Genomic DNA, 13,786 nt, shown 5'->3' on the forward strand with positions numbered 1-13,786 from the left:
ATATGCCTAGTCATTTTTTATTCTCCGAGTTTTATTTAACAAAAACTTTCCTGTGAATTGAAAAGCTGTAAGTTGTATTAATTTTATCATTTGATTCAACATTTATATTAGGAGTTATTAGATATTGGGATTTTGATTTCAATGGTATTATAAACAAAACCCCGGGCGTGTTCATCATTCGGCCACTAAATAAGTTTTTATTCTCACGATTTAAATTTACCTCTGCAATTAGCTTGTCATTTCGTATGTCATAAATTGTAATATTCCCGTTTGGTCGTAAAAATTTATCTTCATCAATTCTACTGTTACTTTTATTGTTATTGGGGTAAATGCCAAAGATATAATCACCCGGCGCGTCAGTATCTATAATTATCTGAGTGAGCTTTAATTCTTTAGTTGGGCTGATAGGTAGAGGTGTGGTTGCTATTTCGTTTTGAGATGAAGAAACAGTAGTCTCATTTTTTAATGATTCCTTACTCGGGACTATGATATCTTTCTGTCCTTCTCCCTGAATTCCATTAACTGCTGAACTGACAGGCTCTGCTAACGCATAGGGATTAAAAAATAATGCAATGCACAATAGAGCATTTACTTTCGTTAAAGACAACATTTAAAAATCCTTTTGTAATTAAATTCAGTCTAAAACTTATCGGCATTAAAATTTAAAATCAATATAATTCATCGTTGAAATTTTTTGAAATAATAAGCAGGTGATTCATATCTATTAAAATAATTAATAAATATACATGTGGCTTAATTTATTGATTGTTTGTATATATCAATCCTCCGGAAATAACAGATTGACGGACAGGATGAATGCCTCATAAGATAATTTTATTACCCGTTTAATAATATTTTTTTTATAACAATAAAAATGGAAATAACGTGATTGATATATTAGGCAACGTGAGTGATGATGTTAAAAAACAACCGGGGGATTTTTCTCTCTCCGGCCTTCTTATCCTGGCCCGTTATCATGGAATTGCGGTAAACCCTGAAGATATCAGGCATCAGTTCAGTGATAACAATGACTCACTTAATTCAACACAGTGGCTTCTGGCTGCAAGATTTTTAGGTTTAAAATCAAAGTTAGTCAGCAAGAAAATAGACAGGCTTCACTTAGTCAGTCTTCCTGCCATGGTTTGGCGTGAAGATGGTTCGCATTTTATTTTAGCGAGAATCGATAACGACAAGTATTTGGTTCAGGATATTGCCCTCGGCAGGCCAGTCGTACTGGATAAAGACGTTTTTGAGTCACGCTATTCCGGCAAACTGATGCTTGTGGCCTCCCGCGCTTCGGTTCTGGGGAACCTGGCTAAGTTTGATTTCACCTGGTTTATCCCGGCCGTTATTAAGTATCGAAAAATTCTGCTCGAAGTGGTGGCTGCCTCTGCCGTTATCCAGTTTTTCGCATTGATCACACCGTTATTCTTCCAGGTAGTAATGGATAAGGTATTAGTCCATCGCAGTTTTAGTACGCTCGATGTCGTTGCCGCTGCTCTGTTTATCGTCATTATTTTTGAAGTGATGCTTGGCGGATTGCGCACGTATATTTTCGCTCATACCACCAGCCGGATAGATGTTGAGCTGGGCGCCCGTTTGTTTCGTCATCTGTTTTCCCTTCCTTTGGCCTGGTTCGAAAAACGTCGTGTGGGGGACACAATTGCGCGTGTAAGGGAACTGGAACAAATTCGGACTTTCCTTACCGGGCAGGCGCTGACCTCGGTTATGGATCTCTTTTTTTCGTTCATCTTCCTGATTGTCATGTGGTTTTACAGCAGTTGGTTAACGTTGGTCGTTCTGGCGTCCTTGCCTTGTTACGCAATCTGGTCAGCCTCTGTCAGCCCGGTTTTACGGGCGCGTCTGAACGAGAAATTTGCCCGTAACGCTGACAGTCAGTCTTTCCTGGTGGAGTCTGTCACCTCCGTAGGTACGATAAAATCAATGGCCGTTGAGCCCCAGATGATCCGCAACTGGGATCAACTCCTTGCCTCTTATGTGCATGCAGGATTGCGGGTTACCCGCCTTGCTACCATCGGGCAGCAAGGCGTTCAGCTGATTCAGAAACTGGTGATGCTCGCAATACTCTGGCTGGGGGCACGTTTAGTCATTGATGGTGACTTAACCGTTGGTCAGCTGATTGCTTTTAATATGCTCTCCGGACAGGTCGCGGCGCCTGTCATTCGCCTCGCGCAGTTATGGCAGGATTTTCAGCAGGTTGGGATCTCGGTTGCACGCCTTGGCGATATATTGAATACCCCCACAGAGTTGTCCGGGAGTCGCGCTGTTTTACCTGAGATTAAAGGTCAAATCGATTTTGAGCAGGTGACATTCCGCTACAGGCCGGATGGTTCCGAAGTCTTGCATGATTTGACCCTGAGTATTAACGCGGCTGAGGTTGTCGGTATTGTTGGTCGGTCTGGTTCCGGGAAAAGTACCGTAACTAAACTGGTGCAACGCTTGTATACCCCTGGTCGGGGGCGGGTTCTCGTCGATGGCAACGACATAGAGCTTGCTGACCCGGCATGGCTGCGACGCCAGATTGGCGTGGTTTTGCAGGACAATATTTTACTTAATCGCACCGTGCGGGAAAACATCGCGCTGTCTGAGCCGGGAATGCCACTTGAACAAATAATGGCTGCTGCAAAACTGGCCGGAGCACATGACTTTATTATGGAACTGGCCGAGGGTTATGACACGGTTGTCGGGGAGCAGGGTTCCGGTCTTTCTGGCGGACAGCGGCAGCGGATTGCTATCGCGCGGGCTTTAGTGGGGGATCCTAAAATCCTTATTTTGGATGAGGCTACGAGTGCTCTGGATTATGAATCAGAGCGCGCAATTATGCAGAATATGCAATTAATTTGCCGTGAGCGTACCGTACTGATTATTGCTCATCGTCTTTCTACTGTCAGGTTTGCACAAAGAATTATTGCGATGGATAAAGGAGAAATCATTGAGCAGGGCAGCCATGACGAACTCCTGAAAATAGAAAATGGTTATTATCGTTATTTACATGAGCTTCAGTCATTATGAATATCTGGTTACCCGCATCAGCAGAGCTTCTCAGAAAGTATTATCATATCTGGAAAGAAGTCTGGAATATCCGTGAGAAACTAGACCCGCCTAAACGCGAGGGGGATGAAAGAGTATTTCTCCCTGCGAATCTCGAAATCACCGAGACGCCTGTTTCAGTCGCGCCGAAATACATTGCCCGTCTGATTATGTTGTTCACCGTGATTGCCTTTCTATGGGCAGTGTTAGGGAATATCGACATTGTTGCTGTGACACAAGGCAAAACGATCCTCAGCGGGCGAAGTAAGCAAATTCAGGCACTGGAAACGTCGGTGATTAAAAACATCTATGTTGAAAATGGGGATTATGTTCACGCCGGACAGACGCTCATGCAACTTAATGGCCTCGGGGCTGACAGCGATTCTGAACAAACGCATCGGGCATTAGAAGCTTCACAACTGGCAAAACTGCGCAATGAAGCCATCATTGGCTCTTTTGAAAAAGAGGGCAGAGTAGAAATCAACAGGGTTAAAGCGGAACAAATAGGGTTGAGTCAGGAGGAAGTGTCTGCTGCACAATCATTAGCAATAAATCAGTATCAGGCATGGTCAGCTGAGGATGAGAAACTCCAGGCAATTTTAAACCAGCATCAGGCCGAGCTACGTTCTAATCAGGATCAGGTTTATAAACTTGAGCAGATCCGGAAAATAGAAAAACAGCGATCGAAAGATTATCAGGCACTGCTTGAGAAAAAATATCTCTCGCAGCATGAATACTATGAGCAAGACAGTAAAACTATTCAAAATGAACAAGACTTAAGAAGTTTAAATAATCAGGCTCAGCAGATTAAGGAAAGTATTCATCAGGCTGAACAGGAAAGGTTGCAGAATAAACAAACATTTATGAGGGATATTCTAGACGCTCTCCGCCAGGCGAACGAACAGATCCCGCAGTTAAAAGGTCAGATGGAAAAAGCACTGCAGCGCCAGCAGTTTATGACATTGAAAGCCCCGGTTGATGGGACGATACAGCAGCTAAGCTTCCATACGGTCGGTGGCGTGGTATCTGAAGCGCAGCCCATCATGACTATCGTTCCCCTCGACGATAAAATCGAGGTGGAATCGATGGTTGCCAATAAAGATATCGGTTTTGTCAGTGCAGGGCAGGATGTTGTTGTCAAAATTGAATCTTTTCCTTATACCCGTTACGGCTATATTACCGGGAAAGTTACGAGCGTGAGTTTTGATGCCATCGAACATGAGAAATTGGGGCTGGTGTTTAACGCGAATATTGTGCTGGATAAAAATTATCTGATCATTGAAGGCAAGCGCATCAATCTCGTTGCCGGGATGAACGTTAGCGCTGAAATCAAAACGGGTAAGCGTCAGGTGATTGATTATCTTCTCAGCCCGCTTCAAACAAAAGTCGATGAAAGCTTTAAAGAACGTTAGTATCAGATGCAGATATGCATAAAGGTGAATGCTTATGCAGTTCGGCATGATTGCTGTTTAAAAGCCTGTTTAGCATGCCCGAGTTCCAATTTTACGAACCGTTTAACACAAAATCCTAGATTACGTAACCTGAAATCAGATGGCTTTTACTGATGTTAACGGACCTATATCATAATTTTCTAATTATGAGGCAATTTCTCTGGCTCCTGGATCGCAGGGTCGATAACCTGATTCTGTTTCACGGCAGAACGACTATAAGAAGAGAGTAGTAATTATGAGTAACGCTGATATTCGCATGGCTATCGTTGGCGCAGGCGGTCGTATGGGCCGGCAGCTGATTCAGGCCGTATCTGATGCCGAAGGCGTGGTGTTAGGCGCAGCGCTGGAACGTTTGGGTTCTTCATTAGTCGGCGCCGATGCGGGCGAACTGGCAGGCACAGGAACTTTAGGCATTAAAGTGCATGCCGACCTGGATGCTGTGGTCAATGACTTCGATATTCTTATCGACTTCACCCGCCCTGAAGGCACGCTGGCGCATCTGGCTTTTTGCCAGAAACACCATAAAGGTATGATTATTGGCACTACGGGCTTCGACGACGCCGGTAAGGCCACAATTAAGCAAGCTTCAGAAAGTATTCCTGTGGTTTTTGCCGCGAACTTCAGTGTGGGCGTGAACGTCGTGCTCAAGTTGCTGGAAAAAGCGGCGAAAGTGATGGGCGACTACACGGATATTGAGATTGTAGAAGCGCATCACCGTCATAAAGTTGATGCACCATCAGGTACCGCACTGGCGATGGGCGAGGCAATTGCCGACGCATTGGGTCGTGATCTGAAAGAATGTGCAGTGTATGCCCGTGAGGGATATACCGGCGAACGTGATCCCAAAAGCATTGGTTTTGCGACAATTCGCGCCGGGGACATTGTGGGTGAGCATACTGCAATGTTTGCAGATATTGGTGAGCGCGTAGAGATTACGCACAAGGCTTCCAGCCGTATGACTTTCGCAAATGGTGCGGTTCGTGCAGCAAAATGGCTTTCTGCGCATAAAAGTGGTCTTTATGACATGCGGGATGTGCTTGGATTAGATGATTTGTAGAATTTGATTTAGATGTGATGTGGTTGTTTTGGTCATAATCTTTTGATAAAAGGGCAGTTCCTTGATTGCCCTTCTCTTTTTATTTATAAATACTCATCTTTATTTAATTTTTTTCTGTAGCTCTCATTTTTATGAGTTTCGTGCCTAAATTTTCCGTTACCTGTGTGTTTTTTGAACACGACACCTTCTGCGACTTGCGATAACCTCGTTTACATCACCAATTTTCAGACATCACTCTCCGCAAACGGTTACTATACTGACTTAGGCTATGTTTTTATGGCGGTAAGAAGGCCTTTTCGCTGAGTTGTGCAAAAAACAGAGAAATAATGGTGCTTTTGGTGGACAAACCTCATCGCCCTCTCTAAAATGCCGCCGTTTGCCAAAAATTGGCTTCGGGAGCGATTTTTGCATTGATTTAGATCTCGTTATCTGAATTAATATGCAGATATTGTGATTTATTATTCTTGGAGGATGCTTTGATAAAGTCAGCGCTATTGGTTCTGGAAGACGGAACCCAATTCCACGGTCGGGCCATCGGGGCAGAAGGGTCGGCAGTGGGGGAAGTGGTCTTCAATACGTCGATGACCGGTTATCAAGAAATCCTCACTGATCCTTCCTATTCGCGCCAAATTGTCACTCTCACTTATCCCCATATCGGTAATGTCGGCACCAATGCCGCTGATGAAGAATCCTCCGCAGTACACGCTCAAGGTCTGGTCATTCGCGATTTACCTCTGATTGCCAGCAACTACCGCAGTGAAGAAAACCTCTCTGATTACCTTAAGCGCCATAACATCGTGGCCATCGCCGATATTGATACCCGTAAACTGACCCGCCTGCTTCGTGAAAAAGGTGCGCAAAATGGCTGCATCATCGCGGGCGATTCACCGGATGCTCAGCTGGCGCTGCAAAAAGCCAAAGCATTCCCGGGGCTGAAAGGAATGGATCTGGCAAAAGAAGTCACCACCGCGGAATCCTACAGCTGGCAGCAAGGTAGCTGGACGCTGGAAGGTGAGTTGCCTGAAGCGAAGAAAAATGAAGAATTACCGTTCCACGTTGTGGCTTATGACTACGGCGCGAAACGCAACATCCTGCGCATGCTGGTGGATCGCGGTTGCCGCCTGACGGTGGTTCCGGCGCAAACTCCGGCTGCCGACGTGCTGAAACTCAATCCGGACGGCATCTTCCTGTCCAACGGCCCGGGCGACCCGGAGCCTTGCGATTACGCCATCGCCGCGATTAAAACTTTCCTCGAAACCGACATTCCGGTGTTCGGCATCTGTCTCGGCCATCAGTTACTGGCGCTGGCAAGCGGCGCGAAAACGCTGAAAATGAAACTCGGCCACCACGGCGGTAACCACCCGGTTAAAGATATCGATAACAACGTGGTGATGATTACGGCGCAGAACCACGGCTTTGCGGTAGATGAAAATAATCTGCCAGCGAATCTGCGCGTGACGCACAAATCGCTGTTTGACCACACCGTTCAGGGCATTCACCGCACCGATAAAGCGGCGTTCAGCTTCCAGGGACACCCTGAAGCCAGCCCGGGCCCGCACGATGCGGCGCCATTGTTCGACCATTTCATCGAACTGATTAACGCTTACCGCGCTTCTCATAACAACAACGCCACTCTTATAAGCAAATAAATCAGGAGCGAATAAAAAATGCCAAAACGTACAGACATAAAAAGCATCCTGATTCTGGGCGCAGGCCCGATTGTCATCGGCCAGGCGTGTGAGTTTGACTACTCCGGCGCACAGGCGTGTAAAGCGCTGCGTGAAGAGGGTTACCGTGTCATTCTGGTGAACTCTAACCCGGCAACGATTATGACTGACCCGGAAATGGCCGATGCGACATACATCGAGCCGATTCACTGGGAAGTTGTGCGCAAGATTATTGAGAAAGAACGTCCGGACGCTGTGCTGCCTACCATGGGTGGCCAGACTGCACTGAACTGTGCACTGGAACTGGAACGTCAGGGCGTGCTGGCAGAATTCGGCGTGACCATGATTGGCGCGACCGCAGACGCCATTGATAAAGCCGAAGACCGTCGCCGTTTCGATATCGCGATGAAGAAAATCGGCCTTGATACCGCACGTTCAGGCATTGCGCATACCATGGAAGAAGCGCTGGTGATCGCGGCTGACGTCGGTTTCCCGTGCATCATTCGTCCTTCATTCACCATGGGCGGCACCGGTGGCGGTATCGCGTACAACCGTGAAGAGTTTGAAGAGATTTGCGAACGCGGTCTGGATCTTTCCCCAACCAAAGAGCTGCTGATTGATGAGTCGCTGATTGGCTGGAAAGAGTACGAGATGGAAGTGGTGCGTGACAAAAACGACAACTGCATCATCGTCTGTTCAATCGAAAACTTCGATGCGATGGGCATCCACACCGGTGACTCCATCACCGTTGCGCCCGCGCAGACCCTGACCGATAAAGAATACCAAATCATGCGTAACGCCTCGATGGCAGTACTGCGTGAAATCGGCGTAGAAACCGGCGGTTCAAACGTCCAGTTCTCGGTGAACCCGAAAAATGGTCGCCTGATTGTTATCGAAATGAACCCGCGCGTTTCCCGTTCATCAGCACTGGCATCTAAAGCAACCGGCTTCCCGATTGCAAAAGTCGCTGCGAAACTGGCGGTGGGTTACACCCTCGATGAACTGATGAACGACATCACTGGCGGCAAAACGCCTGCGTCGTTCGAACCGTCTATCGACTACGTTGTGACGAAAATTCCCCGCTTCAACTTCGAGAAATTTGCCGGTGCAAACGACCGTCTGACCACGCAGATGAAATCCGTCGGCGAAGTGATGGCGATTGGCCGCACCCAGCAGGAATCTCTGCAAAAAGCCTTGCGCGGTCTGGAAGTTGGCGCAAGCGGCTTCGACCCGAAAGTGAACCTGGATGACCCGGAAGCGCTGACGAAAATCCGCCGCGAGCTGAAAGAAGCGGGCGCGGAGCGTATCTGGTACATCGCTGACGCCTTCCGCGCCGGGATGTCCGTTGACGGTATCTTTAATCTGACCAACGTCGACCGCTGGTTCCTGGTGCAGATTGAAGAGCTGGTGAAACTGGAAAATGAAGTTGCCGAAGGCGGTTTCAACATCCTGACCCATGACTACCTGCGCATGCTCAAACGCAAAGGCTTTGCTGACCTGCGCCTGGCTAAGCTGGTCGGTGTATCCGAAAGCGAAGTGCGCAAACTGCGCCACAAATACAATCTGCATCCGGTTTACAAACGTGTGGATACCTGTGCGGCGGAATTCTCGACTGACACGGCGTACATGTACTCCACGTACGAAGAAGAGTGCGAATCTAACCCGACCAACGACAAGCCAAAAATCATGGTGTTGGGCGGTGGTCCGAACCGTATCGGTCAGGGCATTGAGTTCGACTACTGCTGCGTACACGCTTCACTGGCGCTGCGTGAAGACGGTTACGAAACCATCATGGTCAACTGTAACCCTGAAACAGTTTCTACCGACTACGATACCTCTGACCGTCTGTACTTCGAATCCGTCACGCTGGAAGACGTGCTGGAAATCGTGCGCATCGAGCAGCCGAAAGGCGTCATCGTGCAGTACGGCGGCCAGACTCCGCTGAAACTGGCGCGTGAGCTGGAGGCCGCTGGCGTACCGATTATCGGCACCAGCCCGGATGCCATTGACCGCGCTGAAGACCGTGAACGTTTCCAGCAGGCGGTTAACCGTCTGGGCCTGAAACAACCGGCTAACGCCACGGTAGCAACCATCGAACAGGCTGTCGAAAAAGCAGCCGGTATCGGTTATCCGCTGGTGGTTCGTCCGTCGTATGTTCTTGGCGGCCGCGCGATGGAAATCGTTTATGACGAAATCGACCTGCGCCGTTACTTCCAGAATGCCGTCAGCGTGTCCAACGACGCACCCGTGCTGCTGGATCGCTTCCTGGATGACGCAATCGAAGTGGACGTTGACGCAATCTGCGACGGCGAACGCGTGCTGATTGGCGGCATCATGGAACACATCGAACAGGCGGGCGTTCACTCCGGTGACTCCGCATGTTCCCTGCCTTGTTACACGCTGAGCCAGGAAATTCAGGATGTGATGCGTCAGCAGGTCGAGAAACTGGCCTTCGAGCTGAGCGTTCGCGGCCTGATGAACGTCCAGTTCGCGGTGAAAAACAACGAAGTCTACCTGATTGAAGTTAACCCGCGCGCCGCACGTACCGTACCATTCGTGTCCAAAGCGACCGGTGTGGCACTGGCGAAAGTGGCGGCCCGCGTTATGGCCGGCCAGACGCTGGCGCAGCAGGGCGTGACCAAAGAAGTGATCCCGCCTTACTACTCCGTCAAAGAAGTGGTGCTGCCGTTCAACAAATTCCCTGGCGTTGACCCGATTCTCGGGCCGGAAATGCGTTCAACCGGTGAAGTCATGGGCGTTGGCCGCACCTTCGCAGAAGCATTCGCGAAAGCGCAGCTGGGCAGCAACTCCGGCATGAAGAAAGGCGGTCGCGCGCTGTTGTCAGTGCGTGAAGGCGACAAAGGCCGCGTCGTGGATTTGGCCGCGAAACTGCTGAAACGCGGCTTCGAGCTGGACGCGACGCACGGGACTGCCGTTGTGCTGGGCGAAGCCGGGATTAACCCTCGCCTGGTCAACAAGGTGCATGAAGGTCGTCCGCACATTCAGGACCGTATTAAAAACGGTGAGTATGTTTACATCGTCAACACCACGGCTGGCCGTCAGGCGATTGAAGACTCCAAGCTGATCCGCCGCAGTGCGCTGCAATATAAAGTGCATTACGACACCACGCTGAACGGTGGTTTCGCCACGGCGATGGCGCTGTCTTCTGACCCGACAGAGCAGGTGACGTCGGTGCAGGAAATGCACGCGAAAATCAAAGGCTAATGGCATAATTGGTTGGCAAAAGGCGTGGCGAAAGCTGCGCCTTTTGTCTTTTATACCCGTCATACTTCATTTCGCAGATGCGTTGGCTGCATTCAGTCACCCGAATCACTTACCTGAGTAAGCTCATCGGGATTCCATCACTTGCCGCCTTCCTGCGAACCGAATTATTTGGGTATAACGTATGGGCTTTTTTCCAGAAAGCTAAAAATTGCGTATGCTGAAGTAAATGAAATAAGACAAGAGACCTGCATGATATTAATAATTTACGCCCATCCTTATCCGCGCCATTCGCGGGCTAATCAGGGACTGCTGTCAGCAGTAAAAGACTTACCGAACGTGGAAATCCGTTCGCTGTATGACCTCTACCCCGATTTCAACATTGATGTCGATGCTGAGCAGAAAGCGGTTGAACGCGCCGATCTGGTGGTATTTCAACATCCGGTCCAGTGGTACAGCCTGCCACCGCTGATGAAATTGTGGATAGATAAAGTGCTGGAACACGGCTGGGCATACGGCCACGAAGGCAATGCGCTTAATGGAAAACATTGCCTGTGGGCAGTGACCACCGGCGGCAATGAGCACCACTTCGAGCTGGGCGATCACCCGAATTTCGATGTGCTGGCGCAGCCGTTGCAGGCGACGGCCGTTTACTGCGGCATGCACTGGCTGCCGTATTTTGCGGTGCATAACACGTTCATTTGCGACGAAGTGGCGCTGAAAGCAGCCGGTGAGGAATACCGCCGGCGCCTGACGGCCTGCCTGAGTTTGAAAGAAGGCTGCCCGCCGGAGGTGAATCATGGATAACCATAACCTGATGATTGAGGGGCTGATTTATCTTGGCTCCGCGGCGCTCTTTGTGCCGATTGCCGTCCGCCTCGGGCTGGGTTCTGTACTGGGCTATCTGATCGCAGGCTGCATTATCGGGCCGTGGGGATTGAAACTGGTTTCTGACGCCGAGTCGATTCTGACGTTTGCGGAAATCGGCGTGGTGCTGATGCTGTTTGTGATAGGTCTTGAACTGGACCCGAAACGCTTATGGACAATGCGAGCCTCCGTTTTTGGCGGCGGCAGTATTCAGATGGCCGGTTGCGGCATCGTGCTCAGCGCGTTTTGCTATTTCCTCGGGCTGGACTGGAAAATTGCGCTGCTGATCGGCCTGACGCTGGCGCTGTCTTCCACTGCGATCGCCATGCAGGCGATGAGTGAACGCAGCCTGACGCCGTCACCGATCGGCCGCAGTGCGTTTGCCGTGCTGCTGTTCCAGGATATTGCCGCGATCCCGCTGGTGGCGATGATCCCGCTCCTCGCCAGCACGGGCGAAGCCACTACGCTGATGAGCTTCGGCCTGTCGGCGGCAAAAGTGGCCGGTGCGCTGGTGCTGGTCGTGCTGCTCGGGCGTTATGTCACGCGGCCTTTGCTGCATTTTGTGGCCCGTTCCGGCATGCGTGAAGTGTTCAGCGCCGTCGCGCTTTTCCTGGTATTCGGCTTCGGCATCCTGCTGGAAATGGCCGGCATGTCGATGGCGATGGGCGCGTTTCTGGCGGGCGTATTGCTGGCGAGCTCTGAGTATCGCCACGCGCTGGAAAGCGATATTCAGCCGTTTAAAGGTTTGCTGTTGGGGCTGTTCTTTATCGGCGTCGGGATGTCTATCGACTTCGGAACGCTGGTGCATCAGCCGTTGCTAATCGCTACGTTGCTGGTGGGCTTTATGGCGCTCAAGGCGGCGATGTTGTGGCTGATTGCACCGTGGCTGGGTGTACCGAAAAAACAGCGTGGTCTTTTTGCGATCTTAATCGGGCAGGGCAGTGAATTCGCCTTCGTGATTTTCAGTGCTGCGAAAATGGCTGGCGTGATGCCTGACGAATGGTCGAAAGCGCTGACGCTTGCCGTTGCGCTTTCAATGGCTGTAACGCCGCTGCTGCTGGTGATTGCGAACCGCATGGAGCGCAATGCGCCGAAAGATGACCGTCCGCAGGATACCATTGACGAAGAAAATGCACAGGTCATTATCGCCGGGTTTGGTCGTTTTGGTCAGATTGCCGGTCGTTTGCTGCTGGCCAATAATGTTCATACCGTCGTTCTGGACCACGATCCGGATCATATCGAAACGCTGCGAAAATTCGGCACCAAAGTGTTTTACGGTGACGCGACCCGCGTGGATTTACTCGAATCTGCAGGCGCAGCGCAGGCCAAAGTGCTGATTAATGCCATCGACGATGTCGACGCTAATCTCCAGCTGACGGCGCTGGCGAAAGAACATTTCCCTCATCTGAAAGTTATCGCCCGTGCCCGCGATGTCGATCACTGGTATCAGTTGCGCCAGTTAGGCGTGGAAGCGCCTGAGCGTGAACTGTTCGAAGGCTCTCTGCGCGTTGGCCGCGATGTGCTTGAAGCGCTCGGGCTGGATGCCTACGAAGCCCGAGAGAAGGCCGATCTGTTCCGCCGCTATAACCTCAAAATGCTGGAAGCCACGATCGAGAATTACGAAGATACCGAGTTCCGGATCGCCAGTATGCAACGTGCGAGAGATATGCTGAGTTCAGCCATTGAGCAGGATCAGGAGCGTCTGTCATCAGTTCACTCAGGCTGGCGTGGGAGTATTGACGGTAAAGCGCCGGAAAAGGATGTGATAGAAGCGAAGGGATAAACTTAGGAATAAATAGAAAACCGGTGCCAGATGCACCGGTTTTTCTTTGTGATTCAGCTCAGAGCGACTTTAATGCCTAAACCAATCAGCACGCCGCCCAGCAGTTTATCGATAATTTTCTGCGCTTTTGCCAGACCACGGCGAACCGGTGCACTCTGGATTAACAACGCCAGCGAAGGCCACCAGATAGCAGACAAGCCGACGATAATCGACGCATACCACAGCTTTTCGCCAAGGCTTGAGTTGATCTGTAAAACCTGTGTAAACATCGCCAGGAAAAACAGTGTCGCTTTCGGGTTCAGCAGATTGCACAGATAGCCCTGTACGAATGCAGTACGCAGTTTGACCTGCTGTGGCTCCAGCCCGTCGAGATTCATCTTACTGTTGCTGCGCGAGAACAGCGCCTGAATACCGACCCAGATCAGATAGGCGGCACCGACGTATTTCAGCAGATCGAACAACCACGGCGTTGTTGTGATCACCACCGCCAGACCGGCCACACAGTAAGACATATGTGTTATCACGCCACAAATCACGCCCAATGACGTCATAAGTGCAGCGATGCGCGGATAGCGGGCCGCATTTTTGATGACCAGAAAGAAATCAGGGCCAGGAGAGAGCATGCCGAGAAAGGCGATACTGGCAACAAAAAGGGTGGTTTCAAGCATGAAAATAACCGTCGTCAATG

General features: G+C 50.2%; 9 protein-coding genes. 7 read left to right on the plus strand and 2 right to left on the minus strand.

Going from position 1 to position 13,786, the window contains the following annotated elements; all coding sequences use genetic code 11:
- Positions 1-31: 31 nt before the first annotated feature.
- The gene (locus tag CWS43_RS01645; protein WP_101075123.1) at positions 32-610 is read right to left on the minus strand and encodes a hypothetical protein; all 579 of its coding nucleotides are present in this window, start codon (positions 608-610) and stop codon (positions 32-34) included.
- Positions 611-885: 275 nt separating this feature from the next.
- On the opposite strand from CWS43_RS01645, the gene CWS43_RS01650 reads away from it, so the two are divergent.
- From CWS43_RS01650 to kefC, 7 genes are all read left to right on the plus strand, one after another.
- Positions 886-3,033 carry a type I secretion system permease/ATPase gene (locus CWS43_RS01650; RefSeq protein ID WP_304528640.1) on the plus strand — a complete coding sequence of 716 codons (2,148 nt, stop codon included), beginning with the start codon at positions 886-888 and terminating at the stop codon, positions 3,031-3,033.
- Positions 3,030-4,463, plus strand: coding sequence for an HlyD family type I secretion periplasmic adaptor subunit (locus CWS43_RS01655; protein WP_101075124.1), 1,434 nt, complete (start codon positions 3,030-3,032; stop codon positions 4,461-4,463). Before CWS43_RS01650 ends, CWS43_RS01655 begins: the two co-directional genes overlap by 4 nt.
- Positions 4,464-4,737: 274 nt before the next feature.
- Positions 4,738-5,559 (plus strand): 4-hydroxy-tetrahydrodipicolinate reductase, encoded by an 822-nt coding sequence (gene dapB / locus CWS43_RS01660; RefSeq protein ID WP_101075125.1) that lies wholly within the window; start codon positions 4,738-4,740, stop codon positions 5,557-5,559.
- A 476-nt stretch (positions 5,560-6,035) separates the two neighbouring features.
- Positions 6,036-7,208 (plus strand): glutamine-hydrolyzing carbamoyl-phosphate synthase small subunit, encoded by a 1,173-nt coding sequence (gene carA, locus CWS43_RS01665; RefSeq protein ID WP_101075126.1) that lies wholly within the window; start codon positions 6,036-6,038, stop codon positions 7,206-7,208.
- Positions 7,209-7,226: 18 nt separating this feature from the next.
- The gene (gene carB, locus CWS43_RS01670) at positions 7,227-10,451 is read left to right on the plus strand and encodes a carbamoyl-phosphate synthase large subunit (RefSeq protein ID WP_101075127.1); all 3,225 of its coding nucleotides are present in this window, start codon (positions 7,227-7,229) and stop codon (positions 10,449-10,451) included.
- 249 nt (positions 10,452-10,700) lie between these two features.
- Positions 10,701-11,255 (plus strand): glutathione-regulated potassium-efflux system oxidoreductase KefF, encoded by a 555-nt coding sequence (gene kefF, locus CWS43_RS01680; RefSeq protein ID WP_101075129.1) that lies wholly within the window; start codon positions 10,701-10,703, stop codon positions 11,253-11,255.
- A complete protein-coding gene (gene kefC / locus CWS43_RS01685) occupies positions 11,248-13,098 on the plus strand; it encodes a glutathione-regulated potassium-efflux system protein KefC (RefSeq protein WP_101075130.1) in 1,851 nt (616 codons plus the stop codon). The genes kefF and kefC overlap by 8 nt, the downstream gene beginning before the upstream one ends.
- Positions 13,099-13,151: 53 nt before the next feature.
- Here kefC and CWS43_RS01690 read toward each other — a convergent pair whose 3' ends face one another.
- The gene (locus CWS43_RS01690) at positions 13,152-13,766 is read right to left on the minus strand and encodes a LysE family translocator (RefSeq protein ID WP_101075131.1); all 615 of its coding nucleotides are present in this window, start codon (positions 13,764-13,766) and stop codon (positions 13,152-13,154) included.
- Positions 13,767-13,786: the final 20 nt, after the last annotated feature.

Source organism: Rahnella sp. AA (assembly GCF_002834385.1).
GTDB lineage: Bacteria > Pseudomonadota > Gammaproteobacteria > Enterobacterales > Enterobacteriaceae > Rahnella.